The organism is Pararhizobium polonicum, from assembly GCF_001687365.1.
GTDB lineage: Bacteria > Pseudomonadota > Alphaproteobacteria > Rhizobiales > Rhizobiaceae > Pararhizobium > Pararhizobium polonicum.
Map to the genome: position 1 here is coordinate 123,946 of NZ_LGLV01000007.1, position 21,708 is coordinate 145,653.

The 21,708-nt window shown below is 62.7% G+C and carries 21 protein-coding genes; 7 read left to right on the forward strand and 14 right to left on the reverse strand.

Annotated features, from left to right (window positions below):
- Window positions 1-2: 2 nt before the first annotated feature.
- The 3 genes from ADU59_RS11455 to ADU59_RS11465 are packed head-to-tail and all read left to right on the forward strand — an operon-like array spanning window position 3 to window position 2,130.
- Window positions 3-635 (forward strand): precorrin-8X methylmutase, encoded by a 633-nt coding sequence (locus ADU59_RS11455; RefSeq protein WP_068954259.1) that lies wholly within the window; start codon window positions 3-5, stop codon window positions 633-635.
- Window positions 632-1,369 (forward strand): precorrin-2 C(20)-methyltransferase, encoded by a 738-nt coding sequence (locus tag ADU59_RS11460; protein WP_068954260.1) that lies wholly within the window; start codon window positions 632-634, stop codon window positions 1,367-1,369. The genes ADU59_RS11455 and ADU59_RS11460 overlap by 4 nt, the downstream gene beginning before the upstream one ends.
- Window positions 1,366-2,130 carry a precorrin-3B C(17)-methyltransferase gene (locus ADU59_RS11465; protein WP_068954261.1) on the forward strand — a complete coding sequence of 255 codons (765 nt, stop codon included), beginning with the start codon at window positions 1,366-1,368 and terminating at the stop codon, window positions 2,128-2,130. The genes ADU59_RS11460 and ADU59_RS11465 overlap by 4 nt, the downstream gene beginning before the upstream one ends.
- Here ADU59_RS11465 and ADU59_RS11470 read toward each other — a convergent pair.
- Entirely contained in the window at window positions 2,094-2,864 is a 771-nt protein-coding gene (locus tag ADU59_RS11470) for a cobalt-precorrin-6A reductase (RefSeq protein WP_068954262.1), read from the reverse strand. The genes ADU59_RS11465 and ADU59_RS11470 overlap by 37 nt on opposite strands.
- On the opposite strand from ADU59_RS11470, the gene ADU59_RS11475 reads away from it, so the two are divergent.
- Window positions 2,863-4,104: a bifunctional cobalt-precorrin-7 (C(5))-methyltransferase/cobalt-precorrin-6B (C(15))-methyltransferase gene (locus ADU59_RS11475; RefSeq protein ID WP_068954263.1), complete on the forward strand. Its 1,242-nt coding sequence runs from the start codon at window positions 2,863-2,865 to the stop codon at window positions 4,102-4,104. The genes ADU59_RS11470 and ADU59_RS11475 overlap by 2 nt on opposite strands.
- Before the next feature lie 25 nt (window positions 4,105-4,129).
- Complete coding sequence (gene cobM / locus ADU59_RS11480) at window positions 4,130-4,894, forward strand: precorrin-4 C(11)-methyltransferase (RefSeq protein ID WP_068954264.1); 765 nt, start codon at window positions 4,130-4,132, stop codon at window positions 4,892-4,894.
- Window positions 4,895-4,899: 5 nt separating this feature from the next.
- Here cobM and mnhG read toward each other — a convergent pair whose 3' ends face one another.
- The 6 genes from mnhG to ADU59_RS11510 are packed head-to-tail and all read right to left on the reverse strand — an operon-like array spanning window position 4,900 to window position 10,938.
- Window positions 4,900-5,280: a monovalent cation/H(+) antiporter subunit G gene (gene mnhG / locus ADU59_RS11485; protein ID WP_068954265.1), complete on the reverse strand. Its 381-nt coding sequence runs from the start codon at window positions 5,278-5,280 to the stop codon at window positions 4,900-4,902.
- Entirely contained in the window at window positions 5,277-5,558 is a 282-nt protein-coding gene (locus ADU59_RS11490; RefSeq protein WP_068954266.1) for a K+/H+ antiporter subunit F, read from the reverse strand. Before ADU59_RS11490 ends, mnhG begins: the two co-directional genes overlap by 4 nt.
- Window positions 5,555-6,043 carry a Na+/H+ antiporter subunit E gene (locus ADU59_RS11495; RefSeq protein ID WP_068954267.1) on the reverse strand — a complete coding sequence of 163 codons (489 nt, stop codon included), beginning with the start codon at window positions 6,041-6,043 and terminating at the stop codon, window positions 5,555-5,557. Before ADU59_RS11495 ends, ADU59_RS11490 begins: the two co-directional genes overlap by 4 nt.
- Window positions 6,044-6,046: 3 nt before the next feature.
- A complete protein-coding gene (locus tag ADU59_RS11500; protein WP_068954268.1) occupies window positions 6,047-7,669 on the reverse strand; it encodes a monovalent cation/H+ antiporter subunit D in 1,623 nt (540 codons plus the stop codon).
- A 6-nt stretch (window positions 7,670-7,675) separates the two neighbouring features.
- A complete protein-coding gene (locus ADU59_RS11505) occupies window positions 7,676-8,011 on the reverse strand; it encodes a Na+/H+ antiporter subunit C (RefSeq protein WP_068954269.1) in 336 nt (111 codons plus the stop codon).
- Window positions 8,011-10,938: a monovalent cation/H+ antiporter subunit A gene (locus tag ADU59_RS11510; RefSeq protein WP_099050805.1), complete on the reverse strand. Its 2,928-nt coding sequence runs from the start codon at window positions 10,936-10,938 to the stop codon at window positions 8,011-8,013. The genes ADU59_RS11505 and ADU59_RS11510 overlap by 1 nt, the downstream gene beginning before the upstream one ends.
- Before the next feature lie 390 nt (window positions 10,939-11,328).
- Between ADU59_RS11510 and ADU59_RS11515 the strand changes: the two genes are divergently transcribed.
- Together ADU59_RS11515 and ADU59_RS11520 are read left to right on the forward strand one after the other, a co-directional pair.
- A complete protein-coding gene (locus ADU59_RS11515) occupies window positions 11,329-12,042 on the forward strand; it encodes a response regulator (protein ID WP_068954271.1) in 714 nt (237 codons plus the stop codon).
- A gap of 2 nt (window positions 12,043-12,044) precedes the next feature.
- Complete coding sequence (locus ADU59_RS11520) at window positions 12,045-13,304, forward strand: ATP-binding protein (protein ID WP_068954272.1); 1,260 nt, start codon at window positions 12,045-12,047, stop codon at window positions 13,302-13,304.
- Window positions 13,305-13,643: 339 nt separating this feature from the next.
- Here the strand turns inward: ADU59_RS11520 and ADU59_RS11525 are convergent, their stop codons facing one another.
- From ADU59_RS11525 to ADU59_RS11555, 7 genes are all read right to left on the reverse strand, one after another.
- Complete coding sequence (locus ADU59_RS11525) at window positions 13,644-15,059, reverse strand: efflux transporter outer membrane subunit (protein WP_068954532.1); 1,416 nt, start codon at window positions 15,057-15,059, stop codon at window positions 13,644-13,646.
- Window positions 15,060-15,514: 455 nt separating this feature from the next.
- Complete coding sequence (locus tag ADU59_RS11530; RefSeq protein WP_068954273.1) at window positions 15,515-15,862, reverse strand: FlxA-like family protein; 348 nt, start codon at window positions 15,860-15,862, stop codon at window positions 15,515-15,517.
- A 504-nt stretch (window positions 15,863-16,366) separates the two neighbouring features.
- Window positions 16,367-16,555 (reverse strand): DUF3008 family protein, encoded by a 189-nt coding sequence (locus tag ADU59_RS11535; RefSeq protein ID WP_068954274.1) that lies wholly within the window; start codon window positions 16,553-16,555, stop codon window positions 16,367-16,369.
- A gap of 80 nt (window positions 16,556-16,635) precedes the next feature.
- Window positions 16,636-18,252 (reverse strand): cisplatin damage response ATP-dependent DNA ligase, encoded by a 1,617-nt coding sequence (locus ADU59_RS11540; protein ID WP_068954275.1) that lies wholly within the window; start codon window positions 18,250-18,252, stop codon window positions 16,636-16,638.
- A gap of 2 nt (window positions 18,253-18,254) precedes the next feature.
- Complete coding sequence (locus ADU59_RS11545) at window positions 18,255-19,265, reverse strand: ligase-associated DNA damage response exonuclease (protein WP_068954276.1); 1,011 nt, start codon at window positions 19,263-19,265, stop codon at window positions 18,255-18,257.
- A gap of 60 nt (window positions 19,266-19,325) precedes the next feature.
- Window positions 19,326-20,285, reverse strand: coding sequence for a nucleoside hydrolase (locus tag ADU59_RS11550; RefSeq protein WP_068954277.1), 960 nt, complete (start codon window positions 20,283-20,285; stop codon window positions 19,326-19,328).
- Window positions 20,286-20,375: 90 nt separating this feature from the next.
- The gene (locus ADU59_RS11555; RefSeq protein ID WP_068954278.1) at window positions 20,376-21,611 is read right to left on the reverse strand and encodes an NAD(P)/FAD-dependent oxidoreductase; all 1,236 of its coding nucleotides are present in this window, start codon (window positions 21,609-21,611) and stop codon (window positions 20,376-20,378) included.
- Between the last annotated feature and the right edge of the window lie 97 nt (window positions 21,612-21,708).

Genomic DNA, 21,708 nt, shown 5'->3' on the forward strand with positions numbered 1-21,708 from the left:
AGATGCCTGAATACGATTACATCCGGGATGGCGATGCCATCTACGAACGCTCGTTTGCCATTATTCGCAGCGAAGCCGATCTATCCCGTTTTTCCGAGGAAGAGTCCGATCTGGCTGTCCGCATGGTGCATGCGTGCGGATTGGTCGAAGCGGCGCAATATTTCGAATTCTCGCCCGGTTTCGTTCCGGCGGCGCGTCAGGCCCTGAAAGGCGGTGCGCCGGTGTTCTGCGATGCCTTCATGGTCTCGCATGGCATCACGCGTGCCCGCCTTCCGGCCGATAACGAGGTGATCTGCACATTGCGCGACCCGCAGACTGCCGCGATCGCCCGCGAGATCGGCAATACCCGCTCGGCGGCGGCGCTGAAACTCTGGATCGATCGCCTGGCCGGATCCGTGGTTGCCATCGGCAACGCGCCGACGGCACTTTTCTATCTGCTGGAACTGCTGCGCGATGGTGCCCCGAAACCGGCAGCGATCATCGGCATGCCGGTCGGCTTCGTCGGTGCGGCGGAATCCAAGGATGCGCTGGCGGAAAATTCCTATGGTGTGCCCTATGCCATCGTGCGCGGCCGTCTCGGCGGCAGCGCCATGACGGCAGCTGCCGTCAATTCGCTGGCGAGGCCGGGCCTTTGAGCGCCGCTTCCGCAGGCAGGCTGATCGGTGTCGGCACCGGTCCGGGCGATCCGGAGCTTCTGACCCTCAAGGCGGTCCGGGCGCTGGAGGCAGCCGATGTGCTCGCCTATTTCGCCAAGGAAGGACGGCGGGGCAATGGACGTGCCGTCGTCGATGGATTGCTGAAGCCGGGTCTCCTGGAGTTGCCGCTCTACTATCCGGTGACGGTCGAGATCGACAAGGATCATGACGACTACAAGAGCCAGATCACCGGCTTCTACGATGCCTCGGCGGCTGCCGTTGCCGAACATCTGGAGGCAGGACGCACGGTTGCCATCCTGAGCGAGGGCGATCCGATGTTCTACGGCTCCTACATGCATCTGCATGTGCGGCTGGCCGGCCGTTTCCCGGTCGAGGTCGTTCCGGGCATCACCGCCATGTCCGGCTGCTGGTCGCTGGCCGGCCTGCCGATCGTTCAGGGCGACGATGTTCTCTCGGTGCTTCCCGGCACCATGGCCGAAGACCAGCTTGTCCGTCGTCTTGGCGATACCGAGGCTGCCGTGATCATGAAGGTCGGCCGCAATCTGCCGAAGATCCGCCGGGCGCTGGTTGCTGCCGGCAAGCTTGACCAGGCCCTCTATGTCGAACGCGGCACGATGGCGAATTCCGCGATGATCCCGCTGGCCGAGAAGGCCGACGATGTCGCGCCCTATTTTTCGCTGGTGCTGGTGCCCGGCTGGAAGGGCAGGCCATGAGCGGTACCCTGTATGTGATCGGCACCGGTCCCGGCGGGCCGCAGCAGATGACCCCGGAAGCGGTCGATGCCGTGTCGAAGTCGACCGATTTCCTCGGTTATGGTCCCTATCTCGATCGTTTGTCGCTGCGTCCGGACCAGAACCGCATCGCCTCCGACAACCGGGAAGAGCTGGACCGCGCTCAGGCCGCGCTCGTTCGCGCGACTTCCGGCGCCCATGTCTGCGTCGTCTCCGGCGGCGATCCCGGCGTCTTCGCCATGGCGGCCGCTGTTTGCGAGGCGATCGACAACGGGCCGGACGAATGGCGGACTGTCGATCTCGTCATCGTGCCGGGCGTCACAGCGATGCTCGCCGTTGCCGCCCGCATCGGTGCGCCGCTGGGGCATGATTTCTGCGCCATCTCCCTTTCGGACAATCTGAAGCCCTGGGATGTGATCACCCGTCGTCTGAAGCTGGTGGCGGAGGCCGGTCTGGTGATCGCGCTTTACAACCCCATCAGCAAGGCGCGGCCATGGCAGCTTGGCGAGGCCTTCGATATCCTGCGCACCGTCCTGCCCGCTGAAACGCCGGTGATCTTCGGCCGCGCGGCCGGCCGCCCCGACGAGCGCATGCTGGTCATGCCGCTCGGGGATGCGGATGCCCAGAAGGCCGATATGGCGACCTGCGTGATTATCGGCTCGCCGGAAACCCGGATCGTCGAGCGTCCGGGCAGGCCTGATCTCGTCTACACGCCGCGCTTTATGTCCGGGGAGAAAAGGTGATCGACAAGGCTGAGCGCTTCCCCGATGGTATCGACCGTGCGGACATCAGCCGGTTGCCGACGCTCGACCATGATCACAGCGATATCCAGCGCCCGCGCGGCCCTGATCTTGCCATAGGTGGCGATCCCGCCGCTGTTCTTGGCGACGATCACGTCGATCCGGTTTTCCGTCAGGAGCACGCGTTCGGCTGCTTCCTCGAACGGACCGGTGGCGAGGATGTAATGCGCATCGGGAACACCGAGCGGCGGCGTCACCGGATCGACGCTGCGGATGATGTAATGATGCTGCGGCGCGTTTTCGAAATGGAACGCCTCCTGCCGCCCGATGGTCAGGAAAACCCGTTTCGGCCTGTCGCCGAGCGCGCCGACTGCATCGATGATCGAGTCAACGCTCGTCCAGCGGTCACCTGGCTCCCGGTTCCAGGCGGGACGGCGCAGCGCGAAAAACGGAATGCCGGTTTCAGCCGCAGCCAGGGTGGCGTTGCGCGAAATTTGCGCTGCGAACGGATGCGTCGCATCGATCAGAAGATTGAAATTTCCACCTTTGAGAAATTCGGCAAGCCCCCGGCTGCCGCCAAAGCCGCCGCTGCGTACAGGAACGGGCTGGGCCATGGGCTCGGCCGTCCGTCCGGCAAGCGAGAGCAGCAGATCGCAATCCGCGCGCCGCGACAGAGCGGTGGCCAGTTGCCGCGCTTCGGTCGTGCCGCCGAGGATCAGGATACGGTGTTTGCCCATGGATGACGGTCAGGCCTTTTCTGCCGGTAGCATTGCACCTTGGCTGACGATCATTGGCCTCGGTGAAGACGGTTTAGCGGGTCTCGGCGACGAGGCCAAGCGCTGCATCGCCGGTGCCGCGGCTGTCTTTGGAGGCACGCGTCATCTGGCGCTTGCCGCGCCGCTGATCGCAGGTGAACAGCACAGCTGGCTGAGCCCGTTCGAGCGCTCCGTCGAAGCAGTGATCGCATTTCGGGGAATGCCGGTCGTCGTGCTTGCCTCGGGCGATCCGTTCTTCTTCGGTGTCGGGGTGACGCTGGCGCGGCATATCGATCGTTCGCAGATGCGCGTGCTTCCGGCGCCGTCGTCCTTCAGTCTGGCAGCCTCCCGTCTCGGATGGGCGCTGCAGGACACGGTGACGGTTTCCCTGCACGGCCGCCCTCTCGATCTGATCCGGCCGTATCTGCAGCCGGGTAACCGCATTCTGGCGCTGACCTCCGATGAGCACGGTCCGGCCGCACTTGCAGCACTTCTTGCCGAAAACGGGTTCGGGCAATCCAGATTGATTGTTCTCGAGGCCCTGGGTGGCGCCCAGGAGCGGATAACCTCGCAGACGGCTTCGGATTTTTCTCTTGCTGGTATCAATCCACTCAATGTCTGCGCCATCGATGTCGTTGCCGCAATCGATGCGCGGGTTCTGCCGCTGGGCAGGGGGCTGGATGATGGGCTGTTCGAGCATGACGGCCAGATCACCAAGCGGGAAGTTCGGGCGCTGACCCTGTCGGCGCTGGCACCGCGCCGGGGCGAACTGCTGTGGGATATCGGCGCGGGATCCGGGTCGATCGGCATCGAATGGATGCTGTGCGACCCGGCCATGAAGGCGATTGCCATTGAAGGCTCTACTGAGCGCGCGGAGCGGATCAAGCGGAATGCCGCCCGTTTCGGCGTGCCGGGATTGGTTGTTGTGCAGGGCGCGGCGCCCGCCGCGCTGGCCGGATTGCCACGCCCTGACGCGGTCTTTATCGGCGGTGGCGGCAGTGAAGAGGGCGTGATGGCTACAGTGATCGCAGCGCTTGCGTCCAGTGGCCGGCTGGTGGCCAATGCCGTGACGACGCAGATGGAAGCGCTGCTGCTGGAGCATCATGCCCGGCTGGGTGGTTCGCTCATTCGCATCGATATCGCCCGTGCCTCTCCCGTGGGGGCGATGACAGGCTGGCGTCCCGCCATGCCGGTCACGCAGTGGTCATGGGTAAAACCGTGATTTCGGAATTGTAAGAGGAAGCAGCATGACCGTCCATTTCATCGGTGCCGGCCCGGGGGCCGCAGACCTGATCACCGTGCGCGGCCGCGATCTGATCGCCCGCTGCCCGGTCTGTCTCTATGCCGGTTCGATCGTCTCGCCGGAATTGCTGCAATATTGCCCGGACGGTGCGCGCATCGTCGATACGGCACCCCTGTCGCTGGATGAAATCGAAGCCGAGTATGTCAAGGCGGCTGAGGCCGGACAGGATGTCGCGCGGCTGCATTCCGGCGATCTCTCGGTCTGGAGCGCGGTTGCCGAGCAGATCCGCCGGCTGGAAAAGCATGGTCTGGATTATACGATGACGCCCGGTGTGCCGGCGTTCGCCGCTGCCGCCGCAACGCTTGGCCGGGAACTGACCATTCCCGCCGTCGCCCAGAGCCTCGTTCTGACGCGGGTCTCGGGCCGCGCATCGCCGATGCCGAATGCCGAGACGTTGGCCGGCTTCGGCGCGACCGGTGCGACGCTGGCGATCCATCTTGCCATTCATGCGCTCGGTCAGGTGGTCGAGGAAGTGACGCCGCTCTATGGCGCGGATTGCCCGGTCGCCATCGTCGTCAAGGCATCCTGGCCGGATGAGCGGGTGGTCCGGGGAACGCTTGGCGATATCGAAGCCCAAGTTGCAGCCGACCCGATCGAGCGCACGGCGCTGATCTTTGTCGGTCGCACACTCAGCGCCACCGGTTTTCGCGAGAGTTCGCTCTACGATGCCGCCTACCAGCGCCGCTTTCGCGGTCGCGACGGGCTGTAAAAGTCTCAGATATCCAGGCCCGCGCTGTCCGGCTCTTCGCCGGCTGCCTTGCGTGGCACGTCGTCTTTTCCTTCGATCCGGTCGCGGTAAAGCGCCGATTGGCCGAGCAGCATCAGCGTCACCGGCGTCGTCAGGATGACGAAGACGATGATCAGGACTTCATGGAAGATCCAGCGGTTCTGAAGCACCGCGAAGGTGATCATCGAGGCAAGGCAGATCAGGATCGTTCCGGCGCTGGCACCGATTGTGGGCGCGTGCAGGCGGCCGTAGAAAGTCTTCAGCCGGATCATCCCGATCGAACCGACAAGCGTGATCGCCGATCCCGCAAGGAGAAGGATACAGACCGGGATCGCCGCCCAGGCCGGAAGGTCGGTCAGATGGTTCATTCGATCACCTCGCCGCGCATCAGGAATTTCGCAAAAGCGATCGATGACACGAAGCCGAGCAGGGCTATGATCAGGGCCGCTTCGAAGTAGATCGAATTGGCCGTTCGGACCCCGAATGTCAGCAAAAGCAGCATTGCATTGATATAGAGCGCATCGAGGCCGAGAATACGGTCCTGCGCGCGGGGGCCGCGGACGACGCGAAACAGGGCGCATGCCATGGCCAGGCCGAGCAGCACCTGCGAGGCGAGGATCGACCAGATGATGGAGAGCTCGCTCATTCGAATATCTCCTTCAGCGGGGCTTCGTAACGGGTCCTGATCAGCTCTGCCCAGGGCTGGCCGTCTTCAATATCGAGCACATGAATGAGCAGCACGCCGGTCTGCCGGTCGAATTCGAGCCAGGCGGTTCCCGGTGTCGCGGTCAGGATGCAGACAAGCACCGCCAGCGCATTTTCGTCCCGCAGGCTGATATCGATCGCCACGAAGCCGGATTTCACCGGACGTGTCCCACTGCGCAGGATCACGCGCATCACGGCGATGTTGGAGCGCATGACGTCGATGGTGACGTGTCCCGCCAGCACGGCGATGCGGCTGAGTTTCTTCAGCCGGGTCTTGTGGGGCTGGAGGTTGACCATGGCCCAGGCCAAGGCAATGCCAAGGATGGAGCCGAGCACGATATGGCCCGGCGACAGTGATTGGTTGATGAGCAGCCACAGGGTAAGCAGGGACAGGGACAGGAGCGGGTAGGGAAACCAGTAGCGCATGGTCTATTGTCCTCCCGCGGTGCCGGCGCGCGGTGCCGACATCACCCGTCCGATGTAGTTTTGCGGCTCGCCAAGCGATTTGGCCGTTGCATCCATGTAGCGCATGGCCGGGCCGGCCTGGAGGCTGAGAAAGAGGCAGGCGACGAGCAGCAGAAGAACCGGGGTGATCTCGATCAGGAAGACGCGCGGAATGGTGCCTTCGATCGACGTCCAGAAGGTGCGGATGCCGACGCGGTTCATCGCGATCATGGCGGCAAGACCTGACAGGATGAGCAGGGCCGTATAGGTCCATTCCGGCCCGGAGACCGGTGCATCGCCGCCAAAGCTGCCGGGATTGAACAATCCGTGCAGCATGGCGAATTTGGCGAGGAACCCCGACAGCGGTGGCAGGCCGGACAGGAGGATGGCGCAGGTGCAGAAGCACAGGCCGAGAACGGCCATGGTCCCGGGCACGGCAACGCCGCCTTCCTTTTCCTCCTCGTTCTCGTCGACATCGCCATAGGCTTCCATCGTCACGGCCAGAACGTCCGCACCCGCGTCGCGGGCGCGCTCCACCAGCTCGATCAGCAGGAAGAAGGCGCAGATCGTCAGTGTCGAGCTGACCAGATAGAACAGTGCGCCGCCGATGACCGCGCCGTTTCCGAGACCGATCGCCGCCATCAGCGTGCCGGACGAGACCAGCACGCAATAGCCCGCAAGCCGGCCCATGGCCTGCGAGGCCAGAACGCCGATCGCCCCGAAGCCGATGGTCAGCAGGCCGCCGTAGAGCAGGACGGCCTGTCCGAAGCCGAGAGAAGCTCCGGCATCGCTGCCGAACAGGAGCATCGAAAGGCGAAGAATGATGTAGATGCCGACCTTGGTGAGAATGGCAAAGATCGCAGCGACCGGCGGTGTGGCGGCGGAATAGGTGGCAGGCAGCCAGAAGCCGAGCGGCCACATGCCGGCCTTGACGAGGAAGGCGATGCCGAGAAGAGCGGCGCCTGCCTCCATCAGCATGCGGCGTTCCGGGCCGATGGCGGAAATCTTCAAGGCGAGGTCGGCCATGTTCAGCGTGCCGGTCGCGCCATAGATCAGGCTGACGCCGATCAAGAACAGCGAGGAGGCGGCAAGGTTGACGGCGATATAGTGCAAGCCCGCCTTGACCCGCATCGGCCCCGAACCGTGCAACAGCAGGCCATAGGATGCAGCCAGCATCATTTCGAAGAAAACGAACAGGTTGAACAGGTCGCCGGTCAGGAAGGCGCCGTTCAGTCCGGCCAGCATCAGCTGGAACAGCGAATGGAAATGATAGCCGGCCCGGTGCCATTTCGCCATCGAGAACACCTGCGTCGCAAGTGCAAGGACGGAGGTGAGCACGAGCATCAGGGCCGACAGCCGGTCGAGCACCAGGACGATGCCGAAGGGTGCGGGCCAATTGCCGAGCAGGTAGACGCTGGCGCCGGATTCGCCCTCCGTGGAGGCCGCGACCCGCATGAGGAAGATGCCGACCAGGAAGACCACCATGGTGGAGGCAAAGCCGATTACGCCCTTCAGTGTCCGGTTGCGCTCATCAAGCGGGATCAGGCTGGCAGCCGTGATCAACGGCAGCAGGATCGGCAGGATGATCAGGTGATGGGACCAGTTCATGCCGCGCTACTCCCTGCCGTCCACATGGTCGGTACCGGTAAAGCCGCGCGAGGCAAGCAGAACGACGAGAAAGAGGGCCGTCATGGCAAAGCCGATGACGATGGCGGTCAGCACCAGAGCCTGGGGAATGGGATCCGTATGGGTCAGCAGGCCACCGGTGCCGCCGGTCTCGAGTACCGGCGGTGCGTTGACCCTGAGCCGCCCCATGCCGAAGATGAAGAGATTGACGGCATAGGAGAGCAGCGACAGGCCGATGATGACCTGATAGGTGCGCGGCCGGAACAGGAGCCAGACGCCGGAAGCGGTCAGAACGCCGATGCCTGCGGAGAGAACGAGTTCCATTATGCGTTTTCCTTCGCAGCCAGCTTCGCCGCCCGGATCAGGGCGCGTGGCGCACGCACCGACTGGTGGGCAAGGGCGATCAGGATCAGCACGGTGGCGCCAAGCACCAGCGAGAAGACACCCAGATCGAACAGGATGGCGGTTGCCAAGGGAATCTTGCCGATGACCGGCAGGGTGACATATTGCGCATATGAGGTCAGGAACGGATAGCCGAAGACCCAGGACCCGAGGCCGGTCACTGTAGCGACAAGCAGGCCGATGGCCATCCAGCGCAGGGGATGGATACGAAGGCGCTCCTCGACCCAGCGGGTACCGCCGGCCATGTATTGCAGGATGAAGGCGATCGACATGGCGATGCCGGCCGCAAAGCCGCCGCCCGGAAGATCGTGGCCGCGGAAGAACAGGAAGGCGGCCAGCATGCCGATAACCGGAAACATCCAGCGCATGATGACGGAGGGAACGAGCAGGTATTCGGCGATGCTGTCGCCCTTCTTGCGGTCCGGATGATCGTCGTCGAACGCATTCTGCACACGCTGCTGTTCGGGCGCCTCAAGGCTTTCGATGGCCGGGCGGAAGCGCAGCAGAAGCGCGAATACGGTCAGTGCGACGATGCACAGCACGGCGATTTCGCCAAGCGTATCGAAGCCGCGGAAATCGACGAGGATGACGTTGACGACATTGGTGCCGCCGCCTTCGCCATAGGCGCGTTCGAGGAAATAGCTCGAAATCGTCTCCGGCAATTCGCGGCTCATCATCGTATAGGACACGAGCATCATGCCGAGACCGGCAAAGAGCGCGGTGGCGAGATCGCGCAGGCGGCGCAGGCGCGTGGAGATCGTCATCATTTCCGGGCCGTTGGGGTCCTCGATCCGCTTGGGCAGCCAGCGCAGGCCGAGCAGGATGAGAACCGTCGTGACGATCTCGACGAGCAATTGGGTGACTGCAAGGTCCGGTGCCGAAAGCCAGACGAACGTGAGGCAGGTGACAAGCCCGGCGCCGCCGAGCAGCACGAGGGCCGCCAGGCGGTGGAATTTGGCCTGGTAGGCAGCGCCGACGGCGCAGACCATGCCGATCAGCCAGATCAGCGCGAAGGCCGGATCGATGCTGCGGAAGGCGATCGTTGCCGGCTTGAAACCCTGTGACAGCAGCGTAACCGCGCCGGCTATCACGGCAACGGCAACGAGGATGCGCATCTGCGGCTGCAGGCGGCGGGTGCCGGCGCGCATCTCGATCGAGCGCGCCCATTTCCACGACAGGGTAACGAGCACGCGCTCGAAGATGCGCTGCCCCTCCAGACGGCGGAAGAAGGGTGGCCCCTCGGTGCTGGTGGCGAGATAGGGCCTCATGATCAGGAACAGCCCGCCGCCGCCGGCAAGCGCGATCAGGCTCATGTACAGCGGCAGGTTCCAGCCGTGCCAGACGGCCAGGCTATAGACCGGCGTGGCATCGCCGAGCACCGATTGGACCGCCGTATGCAGGAAAGGACCGATGGTGAGCGTCGGGATGACGCCGACGACGAGGCAGGAGAAGACGAGAAAATAGATCGGTGCCAGCATCCAGTGCGGCGGCTCGTGCGGTGTTTTCGGCAGGTCAAGCGGCGGCGGACCGAAGAACACGCTGTAGATGAAGCGCAGCGAATAGGTGACGGAGAACATGCTGGCGAGCGTCGCGACATAAGGCGTGATCGTATCGAGGATATTGTATCTGTGTGTCTCGATCGCCTCGGCGAAGAACATTTCCTTCGACAGGAAGCCGTTCAGCAACGGGACGCCAGCCATGGAGGCGCTGGCAACCATCGCAAGCGTCGCCGTGATCGGCATATATTTGAACAGGCCGCTCAGCCGCCGCATGTCGCGCGTGCCGGTTTCATGGTCGATGATGCCCGCCGCCATGAAAAGCGAGGCCTTGAACGTTGCGTGGTTCATGGTGTGGAAGATCGCCGCGACCGCCGCCAGCGGGCTGCCGAGGCTGAGCAGCACGGTGATGAGGCCGAGATGGCTGATCGTCGAATAGGCGAGCAAACCCTTCAGGTCCTGCTGGAAGATCGCGAAATAGGCGCCGAGCAACAGCGTGCTGAGACCGGCGAGGCCGACGATCCAGAACCACTGGTCGGTGCCCGCCATGACCGGCCAGAGGCGGGTCAGAAGGAAGACGCCGGCTTTGACGAGGGTGGCGGAGTGGAGATAGGCCGAGACCGGCGTTGGCGCGGCCATGGCATGCGGCAGCCAGAAGTGGAAGGGGAACTGGGCGCTCTTGGTGAGCGCTCCGAGCAGGATGAGGATCAATACGGTAGTGTAGAGCGGATCGTTGCGAATCAGGTCGCCGGAGTTGAGCACGACATCGAGGTCGTAGCTGCCGACGATATGGCCGATCAGCATCAGGCCAACAAACATGCACAGGCCGCCGGTGCCGGTGACCGTCAGCGCCATGCGCGCGCCGTCGCGGGCATTGGCGTTGTGGTGCCAGTAGCCGATCAGCAGGAAGGAGATGATGCTGGTCAGTTCCCAGAAGATCGCCAAAAGAATCAGATTGCCGGAGAGAACCACACCGAGCATCGCGCCCATGAAAGCGAGGAACAGTGCAAAGAACCGCGGCACCGGATCGCTGGAGGACATGTAGTAGCGCGCGTAGATGACGACGAGCAGGCCGATCGCCGTGACCAGGCTGGCAAACATCCAGGCAAAGCCGTCCATGCGCAGCGAGAAGTTGAGTCCCAGCTCGGGAAGCCAGCTCACATCGTAGCGAAGCACCTTGTCGGACGCGACGATGGGGTAGAGGCCTGCCGATATCGCAAGGCAGAGCAAGGCAATCGATCCGGATAACCAGGCGCTTGCGGTGCCCTTGTGCGCCGGAATGCAGATTGCAACGAGGCTCCCTGCAAAAGGTGCAAGAACCAGAATCAGAAGCAATGTCGCTGCGATCTCTATGTGCCCGTTTCCTTAAAGTTTTCCGACTGAAAAGAACCACGAGGGGTTCGCGAAGGCCGCAGCATTTGCGCGCCGCGACCGGTGCCCGAAGCGCACCGCGAAACGGTGCAAGGGCACAGTGTTTTTATGTCTGCTTTCGGCCGCGATGCCAACCCGCAACGACGATAAAAATGACGGACTGCGGCAATTCGTTGCCCGGTGTGCGGCGAAGCCACAGTCTGCGGATGAAACCGTTGTGCACGCCGCGAACGTTGTGTTTGGAAATATTCGGGCATGATTTTTGTAACGAAATGTATGCGGGCTGTAGCCGGAAATGTTTCGACACCGAAAACGGCTGAGGGCAACGGGCGGGCCGTGTGCGTTTTGGCGTGCTGCTGGTATAAATGCGCCATGGATACGATACCGCACATTCTCGTCGTTGACGACGATCCCGAGATTCGCCGTCTGCTTGGAAAATATCTGGACGGGCAGGGCTTCCGCGTCAGCCTGGCCGGCAGCAAGGGGGAATGCGAAAGCAAGCTGGCCGAGCTGAAGATCGATCTGCTGGTTCTCGACGTCATGCTGCCGGACGGGTCCGGCCTCGATCTCTGCCGCGCGCTGCGCGGGCGGATGCCGCAGCTGTCCATCATCCTGCTGACGGCGCTGAAGGAAGATGTCGACAGGATCATCGGCCTGGAATTCGGCGCCGACGACTATCTGGGCAAGCCGTTCAACCCCCGGGAACTGGCCGCGCGCATCCGGGCCGTGCTGCGGCGCGGCCGCAGCGAGCCGCAACCTGCCGGCAGCCGTCAATATGTCTTTGCAAATTACGTCGCCGATATAGAAAGCCGCACTCTGCTGGCGCCGGACGGGAGCGCCGTCGATCTGACCGGCGGCGAGTTCGAGTTGCTGATGGTCTTTCTCCAGCGCCCGGGCCGGGTCCTGTCGCGGGAGTCGCTGCTCGACCTGACACAGGGGCGGACCGCCGATCCCTTCGACCGCTCGATCGATATTCTGGTCAGCCGCCTGCGCCGCAAGCTTGGCGATGCCAGTGTCTTTTCCATGCTGAAAACGGTGCGCAACAAAGGCTATCAGCTCGCGGTTCCGGTCGAGCGGAGCAACTAGCGATGTTATCACTGCGCACGCGGTTTACGGTGCTGCTGGTCATTTCCGTCATTCTGGTGCTGGTGATTGCCGCCTTCGTCACAGCGCAGCTCCTGCGCCGGCCGTCGGAAGCGATGTTCGATCGTGCTCTTGCGGAAAAGGCCGAGCTTGCCTTTCTGCTGCTGCGCGCCGATCCGTCGGCAGCCGAGACCATGCATATCCAGATCCTGGGAAAACCCGAGGAGAGCCGTATCGACCGGCAGAGGACGGACAACCTTCAGAATGAGGGCCGCCGCCAAGGGTATACAGCCAATGTCGTCGTGCTCAAGAGCTTCAACAAGCATCGCCAGGATATGGCTGTTGAGCTCGGCGGCGCGCGCTGGGCCTATCTCGATTTCCCCGGACCCGGACCGTTCCCCTATCTGCCGCTTGCGGCCTATCTGGCGCTGGTGGCGATCGGCATGGCCGGCGTCTCGATTTACGTCAGCAACGTGATGATGCGGCCTTTGCGCATTCTCGATGAGACGATCGCCAAGATCCGCCCCGACGGCATCATCCCGGAATTGCCGGAAACCGGGCCGATGGAGGTGCGCACGACGGCAAAGACCATCAACCGGCTGGCCACGCGCCTGAACGCCGCGGTTTCCAGCCGGATGCGGATGATTGCGGCTGCGGGGCACGATATGCGCACGCCGATGACGCGGATGCGCCTTCGCGCCGAATTCGTCGGTGACGGAGACGACCGGCAATCCTGGCTGAAGGATCTCGACGAACTCGATCATATCGCCGACAGTGCGATCCGGCTGGTGCGCGAGGAGGTGAGCCCTGCCGCGCGGGAACAGGTGCCGCTGGACGCGATTTTGCGTTCCGTCGCCGAGGAGGTCCGTGAAACGGATCTGCCGGTCGAGGAGGGATCGATCATGCAGGCGTCGGTCAAGGGGGCGCCCTTCGCACTGAAGCGCGCCGTGCGCAATCTGGTGGTCAATGCCGCGACCCATGGGCAGGGTGCGCATATCTCGCTTTCCAGCACCGGCACTGACGCCGTTTTGACCATTATGGACAGCGGTCCCGGTATTCCGCAAAATCTGCTCGATCGCGTGTTCGAGCCGTTCTTCCGCGTTGATCAGGCCCGCCGGCAGCTCGTGCCGGGGGCTGGTCTCGGGCTCGCCATTTCGCGCGAGATCATCGAGAACCATGGCGGCACGATTACCATCGTCAATCGCCCGGAGGGTGGTTTGCTGCAGACCGTATGCCTGCCGTTGTGCATTGAGATACAGGATTGACGAGAACAAGGCGGCCTTCCAGCCGCCAGCACACATAGGGCCAAGTCCAATTTGTCTTTTCAAGGTGGCGGGTCCTCGGTGCTGCGAAACCGCGCTGGCCTTCCCGGGACAGGAGGGGATGTTGACGGTCGGCGCACGTGCCTGCTGACAGCGTAGTGGGCCCGGTAGACGTCCGTTCGATCTCGTCCGTATTTTACCGCATCATCAGTTTCGAGCACCGACAGATGCCGCGGCCTCAAGGGAGGGCGCAAAAAATATGCGCGGCCGGACCGAAATCCGCCGCGCATGATTTTTATTCCTGTCTACGCCCGCCGATACAACGGGCGTATTGTCTGTCGCTTACTGACCGGCCGCTTCGATGGCACCGCCGCCGCCGAGGGCGACGTTCAGAGTGACGTAGTTGTTGGCCAGATCGCGGATGCCGGATGCAAGCGAGATGCGCGAGGACGCGAGCGAACGTTCTGCGTCGAGGACGTCGAGCAGCGATGTGGCGCCGCCCTTGTAGCTTTCACGCGCCAGGCCCAATGCCTGCTCGTAGGAATCGACCACTTTGCGCAGTGCTGCAACGGTCTGGTAATTGTTGCGAAGCGCGACGAGCGAGTTCTCGACCTCTTCGACCGCGTTCAGAACGGTCTGCTTCCAGGCGAGATACTGCTGCTGCGCGCCGGACTTGGCGACATCGACATTGGCCTTCAACCGGCCGCCGTTGAAGATCGGCAGGTTGAGGCTGGGGCCGAACGACCAGCTGCTGAGGCCGCCGCTGGCAGCGGAAGCAACAATCCGCGAACCGTCGATTGTGCCGCTCAGGCTGAGGCTCGGATAAAGCTGCGCTTCGGCAACGCCGATAGAAGCGGTGGCAGCCGCCAGCAGGCGTTCGGCCTTGCGGATGTCGGGACGATTGCGCACGAGATCGGCCGGAACGCCGATTTTCGTGTTGTATCGCGGCGAGGGCTGCGACGAACCCTTGATCAGGCCGGCGGTGACCGATGTCGCCGGCAGACCGAGCAGGGTGGCAATGTGGTTGGCTGCCTGGTTGAAGCCGGTCTGGTAACCGGGCAGTTCCGCCAGTGTCGAGTTGACGAGGCCCTCTGCCTGGACGACGTCGAGGCTGGAGGCCGCGCCGGCAGCCTTGATGTCATTGGTCAGCTTGAGCGTTTCGCGCCGTGAGGCAAGGCTCTTCTGCTGCAGGGCCAGCGCTTCCTGATTGTAGCGGGCCTGGATGTAGGAGGTCGTCAGGTCGGACAGGTAGGCAAGGCGGGCGACATTGACGTCAGCGTAAGCGGCGTCAAGCGAGGCGTTTGCCGATTCCTTGGCGCGCCGATACTGGCCGAACAGGTCGACCAGCCAGGATGCGTCGCCGCCGCCGCCGATCGTCTTGGTTTCGCTGTGGCTTCTGCCGCTGCTGTTGCGGGGATAGGAGCCGTCCTGGCCGGCAATGCTCCCCGATCCGCTGGCGCTGATCTGCGGCAGGCCGCCGGCACCGGCGATGATGACGTTGGCGCGCGCTTCCATGATGCGCTCGATCGATTGCTGGACGTCAAGGTTTTCGCCGAGGCCCTGGGCGACGAGGCTGTTCAGCTTCTTGTCGCGGAAGGCTTCCCACCACGGGGTGAGCGTAACATCACTGGCTTCCGCATGCCCGCCTTGCGAGAATTTTGCCGGCAGAGCCGCGTTCGGAGCCTGATAGTCGGGGCCGACCACGCAGCCGGAGAGAAGGAGCAGACTCAAGGGAAGGAGCGCTTTTACAATTTTCATCTGGGTCCCCATCCGAAACATGACGTCCCGGTAACAAACGATTCACTTTTTTCGTCTTTAACATTTTCCGCGCCGCATGCGAGGGAACAATTGCAAAGATGGGGCTGAAAAAGAATATCCCCAGCTTTAGTGTTTCCCAAGTGCCACGGCTTGGATGTCGCGTCTGTGATTTCAAGGGGTGGAAAAAATTTTTCCGTGCGGACGGAAAATCCATGCCGGTGGCAAATTTCCTCCAGCCAGTATCATGAACGCGACCTGCAGAGACAGCCTGACCCATTAAAGGCTGCATATGTCTGGCGTTTGTCGGCCCGGTGTCGAATTGTTTCCCGCAGGTGCGTATTGGTACGGACCGTGCATGAGCAACAGGCGCCCGGCAATCATTGCCGAGGTCGTGCGATGCCGCTCATGGTGACGATTGCGGGGCTGCGTCATGCATCCCCCGGGGTGGAGACCGCTCAGACCCAGGCTTCGCGTTTGCCGAATGGGTCGCCATCCTGGAAGTTGCGGGTGCCAACGAGCGATGCCGGCTCTTCCTGGCCACTTTGGCCATTCGATGCCGCCGTCTGCTGGGCCTGGGCCTTGCGCGCGTCTGCGGCTTCCAGTGCCTTGATCTTCGCCTGCAGCTCGGCGATCGCCTCGGTTATTTCCGCCTTGTCGTCGTCGGTCCTGGCTTCTTCCAGTTCCGTCTGCTTGGCCTGAAGCTGTGCTTCCAGGGATGCAATCTGTGCACTGCTTGAGCTGCTGCTCGAATTGCCGGTGCTCAGCGTCGTCAGGAGTGAGGTGCTTGATATCGCTCCAACCATTTCGAATCCTTTGCGTTTTCGTTTCGGGAGATAAGAGAAGCGCATCGATCCACTAACGAAAGCTGACTGCAATCTTCGAGAAATCATCCCTGTTTTTTGAGGAGGGGCACGATTGGAAACATTGCAGAAATGCTGTTGCGGGTGCCGTGTGTCCGCGAAATGGGCGGGAACAGGCCGTCGAAGGGGGCGATATCGGCAATTTGTGGAAGAATATTCTACGCAAGAAGCCCTATGGGCGCCGCTATTCTCACATTTCGTTGTGCGCCCTTGAGCGGCGGCCCCGGCCGTTTTGCCTTTCAGACATGTCCGGTTGAAATCGCGACACAAATAGGAAATTCTAAAATACAAAAATGCCGATCATGGAAACAAATCGATACACGGATATCTCTGTGTCAGGTTGTGCGACGGTGGCAATCGGTCCGATGTTGTTGCCCCGCCAACCTTCGTCGACGCGAATCATTTAAAAGATGGGGCGGGGCAAGCCGCAGGCGACTGGCATGCGGCCTATCTCGGCTTGACCCTTTCGGGCAGTGTCTTGCGGCTGGTTTCCGCGAGGTCCTTCAGTTCCTTCTCCGACATGGATTTCTCCATGCTCCTGGAAGCACCCTTGAGGTCCGATTTCTTCGTCTCGCCGCGCTTTGCCGACAGGGCGGCACCGGCGGCTTTCTGCTGGGCTTGGGATTTTGCAGGCATCGTCTTTCTCCTTCAGCCGGATGCTGCCTGTTAAACAATCGTCCGCCGGATTGGTTCCCCGGAGCCGGCTTGAATTGCCCTCAAGCCGGCCCGATCATCGCAAGCAGCGTTTCGAGCCTGTCGGCGTCCCGTGGCAGCTTGTCGGTCCGCAGCCGCGATATGCGCGGAAAGCGCATGGCGACGCCGGATTTGTGCCGGCTGGAAAAATTGATGCCCTCGAAGGCAACCTCGACCACGAAGCCGTGGTCTGCTTCGGCGCGGATGGAGCGAACCGGGCCGAACCGCTCGACCGTATTGTTGCGGACGTAACGATCGAGCACTTCGAGCTCCGCGTCGGTAAAACCGAAATAGGCTTTGCCGACCGGCACCAGCACCTGCCTGCCGTCGCTTTCCGTCCAGACGCCGAAGGTGAAGTCGGAATAGTAGCTCGACCGCTTGCCGTGTCCGCGCTGGGCATACATCAGCACTGCGTCGACATTGTAGGGCTCGCGCTTCCACTTGAACCAGGGTCCCTTCGATCGACCGGACGTATAGGGCGAATCCAACCGTTTCAGCATGATGCCTTCGATCACCGGATCGGGCGGATCGGTGCGCAGGCGGTCGAGTTCCTCCCAGCTGGAGAAAGGGACAAGCGGCGACAGGTCGAAATGCGAGGGGGCGGCCTTGTCGATCAGGGCGGAAAGCTCCGCGCGCCGAGTGAGAAAGCTCTCCGGCCGGATATCGCGCCTGCCGGAAAACAGCAGATCGTAGCCGCGGATGAAGGCGGGATAGTCCTCCAGCATCTTGCGCGTCACGGTTTTGCGGTTCAGCCGCTGTTGCAGGTCCGAAAAGGTGCGGGTGGCAAGGTTGGTGCGCATGGTGCCGCCGACCAGCAGTTCGCCGTCGATGATGCCTTCGAAATCGGCCGCTTCGAGGATATCGGGAAAGGCCGCGGATATATCGTCGCCGCTGCGTGAATAGAGCCTGCGTGTGCCCGCCAGGTTGGCCAGCTGCACGCGAATGCCGTCCCATTTCCATTCGGCGGCAAAGTCCTTCGGGTCGAGCGAAGCAAGATCGTTGTCGCCCACCGGCGTTGCCAGCATGACGGCGTGGAAAACCGCCGGCATATCCAGTTCCGGCTTGTCCGCCTTGCCGTCTAGCCACGGGAAAAGCGCGGTATAGGGCGGTGACAGGCCGTGCCAGAGCGTTTCGATTTCGGTGATATCGACATTGCCCATGTCGGCCAGCGCCTGTTTCACCAGCCGCGCCGATACACCGATGCGCAGGCCGCCGGTGATGAGTTTCAGAAACGCGAAGCGGCTCGATCCTTCGAGCTGGTCGAGCAGGTTGCGGACGAGGCCATGGACATCCGCCCGCCCTGCCGTCTCCAGCCGGTGCATGACGGTACTGAGCGAGAGATCCGGCAGGGGCATCTCGCCGCCGGGCGGTCTCTCCCAGACCAGCGAAATCGTTTCGGCGAGATCGCCGACATAATCATAGGAATAGCGGAACAGTACCTCGTCCATCCGCTCCAGCACCAGTTGCCTCAGCACGTTCGGCTTCACGGTCTTGAGCGTCAGTGTGCCGGCGATGGCAGCGAGCGCATAGCCGCGATCGGGATCGGGCGTGTTTCGAAAATAATCCGCCATCAGCATGATCTTGGCATTGCGCTGCGGGGTGAGGACCAGACGGTCGAGCAGTTCGGCGAAGGCGCGCAAGGCTATTCTCCCTCGTCATCATAGCCGACGAGATGCAGCGGCCGTGCGGCGATGCCCTGCAATTCGCACCAGCGCACCAATGCTTCCTCGCGGCCATGGGTCACCCAGACCTCGCCTGGCCCGATCTCGCCGATAGTTCCGGTCAGCTCCGGCCAGTCACAGTGATCCGAGATGATCATCGGCAGTTCGACGCCGCGCTGCTTGGCGCGCTGGCGCACCAGCATCCAGCCGGAGGCAAAGATGGATACGGGGTCGGGAAAGCGCCGCGCCCATTTGTCGGCGAAGGCAGACGGCGGGCCGATGACGACGGCGCCTGCGAAGGATTGCTTGTCCTTCGTATCAAGCGTGGCAGGCCGGATATCGCCAAGGTCTATGCCTTCGCTCTCATAATAATCACAGAGCTTCGTCAGGGCGCCATGGATGAAGATGGGTTCGTCATACCCTGCTTCACGCAGGAGCGCGATGACACGCTGGGCCTTGCCAAGGGCATAGGCGCCGACCAGGTGAGTGCGTTCGGGGAATTGCCTGAGCGAGGTCAGTAGCTTGGCGATTTCGCCCCGATCGTCGGGATGATGAAAGACGGGCAAGCCAAAAGTCGCCTCGGTGATGAAGACATCGCAGACAACCGGCTCGAAGGAGAGGCAGGTCGGGTCGCGCCGACGCTTGTAGTCGCCTGAAACGACGATGCGCGTACCACCGGCCTCGACGGCGATCTGTGCCGAACCCAGGACATGACCGGCGGGGTGAAAACTGACGCTGACATCGCCGATGGCGGTTCTGGCGCCGAGTACGGCTTCCTGCGCGCTGACACAGAACGCATCGCCGTAGCGGATGCGCATGATGTCCAGCGTCTCGCGCGTTGCCAGTACGTGGGTATGGCCGGCCCGCGCATGGTCGGCATGTCCGTGCGTGACCAGCGCTCTTTCGACGGGCTGGACAGGATCGATATAGAACCCGCCCTTCTCGCAATAGAGACCCTTGGGCGTCGGATAAAGCAGCGTTTCCGGTTTCATGGAAACGAAGATAGCTGGCAATCGTCCGGCTGCCAGCTATCGCGATGAATTTTTACCGGCTCAGGCTGCCGGGTTCAGCCCCAGCGTCTTCGAGATGAGATCAAGGACACCTTCGGCGTCGATGCCGACGCAGACATTCTGGCTTGGCAGGTTGTCCCAGGCGTTCGGCGGAAACAGGTGATCATCAGCCTTCTGGATGGTCTGGCCATCGGCGATACCGCCGCAGACGACGCGGATCGCACCGCTGCGCAGTGTGAAGAGTTCGGGCGCCACGACATAGACGCAGGCGCAGCTGTCATGCACCACCATGCCATCCTCGACATGCTGCTCGTAGAAATCGATGTAGAATTGCGAGATGTCGGAGAGCAGCTTTGCGCGCGCGCCGCCGGCAGCGACGATGTCAGCCAGCCGCTTGCGTGTCATCACGGTCTGTTCGGTCACGTCGAGCCCGACGACGACGACGGGCCAGGGCGCCGTCATCACGGCATCGGCGGCTTCCGGATCGCCATGGATATTGGCCTCGGCGGCCGGCGTGATATTTCCGCGCATATCGAAGGCGCCGCCCATGATGACGATCTCCTTGACGAGCACGGCGATATCCGGATCGTCGCGCAGCGCCCGCGCCAGGTTGGTCATGCGGCCGACGGCGACGATGGTCACTTCGCCGGGATTTTCGCGCACGGTGTCGATAATGAAGCGATGGGCGGGGCGGGGGTCGCAGGGCAGATCGACGGTTGCCGGTGCGCCGATATTGCCGAGACCGTCATCGCCATGAATACCGGTCGGCCAGCCGACATGTGGGCGTGCGGGATCGAGCGTTTCGCCCAGTCCGCGGGCGACGGGGGCGGCGATATCCCATTGCTGCTTCAGATACAGCGCATTGCGCGTCGTCGTTTCGATCGCGGCATTGCCGAAGACGCTGGTAATGCCGATCAGGTCGATCTGCGGGTGATTGTGCAGGAACAGCAGGGCCATCGCATCGTCGACGCCGGGGTCCGTATCAAAAATTACCTTGTGCATGATGTCTTCTTTTCGTTGTTTGGAAAGGCTGCCGCCGTTTGAGCGGGAGAAGTTGGTGCGGCTGTGAAAGCCAGCCGCGTCCGTATCAGGTCATTGGAAGCGCTGGATGCCGAACGGTGCGAGATCCGGCGTTTCTCCGTCTTGCAGAAGCCCTGCGATCTTCTTGCCGGTAATGGCCGACAGCGTCAGGCCGAGATGGCCGTGGCCGAAGGCGAGCGCGATGCGCGGATCGTGCGGGCAAAGGCCGATCACCGGCACCGAATCCGGTGTCGACGGCCGGCGGCCCATCCATTCCGCGCCGCCGGTCTCCGGCAGGCTTGGAACGTAGCGGCGCATCTTCTGGCGCATGGCGGCGGCCCGGGCAAAATTTGCCGGCGCTTCCGGCTTTGCCAGTTCCACCGCGCCGCCGACCCGAAGGGCATTCCTGAGCGGCGTGGCGACGAAGCCGTGCTCGGCGAAGAAGATGGGCAGTTCCAGCGTCACCTGCGGAGCGGTGAAGGTGGTGTTGTAGCCGCGTTCGTTTTCAAGCAGGACCTTCATGCCCAGGCCACGAACGAGTGTCCGCGACCAGACGCCGGCGGATATCACCACCTTGTCGAATATGACAGGCGGCTGCCCCCCGGTAAGGAACGCAACGCCGTTGGTCTCCTGCCGGACGCTCTGCACCTCGGCATCGACAACCGTACCGCGCTGGCGGACATAGGCCTGGAGATGCCGGAGCAGGGCGAGCGGATCGAGGAAGGTCTGGTAGCCCGCGGAAAAGACGCCCCCGGCGAAGTTGCCTTCCAGCGCCGATACGCGGGATCTCGCTTGCGCCGCGTTCAGTTTTTCGACCGCATAACCCAGCAAGGCCGCATTCTCGCTTTCGTGGCGGAAAGCGGCCTCGACGGCTTTGTCTGTATCGAAGATCGTCAGGGCTCCCGTCGCTTTCATATGGCCTGAAAGGCCGGTCATGCGGGCAAGGTCTTCATGGGCGGCGAGCGCTTGGCGCATCAGTCCCAGCAGGGCCGTGCGCGAGCGTTCGACCCGCGCCGGCGTTGCAGCCATCAGCAGGTTGACGAGCCAGGGCGTCAGAGCCGGCAGATCCTGCCAGCGCAGGGTCAGGGGGCCGAGTGGATCGAGCAGCCATTTGGGTGCCGACAGGATCATGTCCGGGCGGGCCAGCGGATCGATCTCGGGAACGGCGAGGATCCCGGCATTTCCGACGGATGCCGGCAGGCCGCCGATATCCTTTTCAAACACCGTGACCTCGTGTCCCTGCTCGATCAGGTGAACGGCGGTGGCGCATCCGATGATGCCTGCCCCTGCTATGCCAATGCGCGCCATGATGTCGGAGATGTCCTTGTGCCGAACGGGATGTGAGCCCCGGTTTTAGCGGGGCGGCGGCCAAGAGCAACCGATTTTGCAGGCCGGTTTCGAGCAA